Origin of the sequence: Streptomyces sp. SID12501, assembly GCF_010550245.1 — a bacterium.
In the GTDB taxonomy this organism is placed as follows: Bacteria; Actinomycetota; Actinomycetes; order Streptomycetales; family Streptomycetaceae; genus Streptomyces.
The window spans coordinates 1-435 of sequence record NZ_JAAGLU010000691.1; the positions used below are offsets into that span (position 1 = coordinate 1).

Consider the following 435-nt stretch of genomic DNA (forward strand, 5'->3'; position numbering starts at 1 on the left):
GGCAGCGGGTCCAGCAGCACGCGCGTCCACCCCTCGGGCCCGACGACGACGGGCACGCCCAGCACCCCGTCGACCGGTGAGCCGCCCACCGACGCCTCGCCCGCGAGCGCGACCTGACCGGCCACCACGATCTCGCGGCCGTCGAGGATCGTCTCGACCAGGTCGATCGTCGCCGACGCCGTGCCCGTGGCCGTCTTGGCGCCCGACTGGTGCGTCATCCACGGCCGCGCGACGACCCGCAGGTCGGGCGGCCAGGTGTCGATGGGCGCGAACGCCGCCGCGATGTCCCGCGAGGCCACGGCCATGAGCTGCGCCTTCGCGTCCGCGACCTCCGCGGGGAACGTCGCGAGCGTGCGGCCGCCGCGCAGCCGCGCCACGGCCCGGTCGCGCTCGTCGACGTCGAGGCCACTGATGCGCACGGTCGACCACAGCGGC

General features: G+C 76.6%; 1 protein-coding gene. It reads right to left on the bottom strand.

Translation table 11 applies throughout. The features are described 5' to 3' along the window. On the bottom strand, positions 1-435 hold a 435-nt coding region (locus G3I71_RS47945), incomplete at both ends, for a hypothetical protein (protein WP_203733180.1).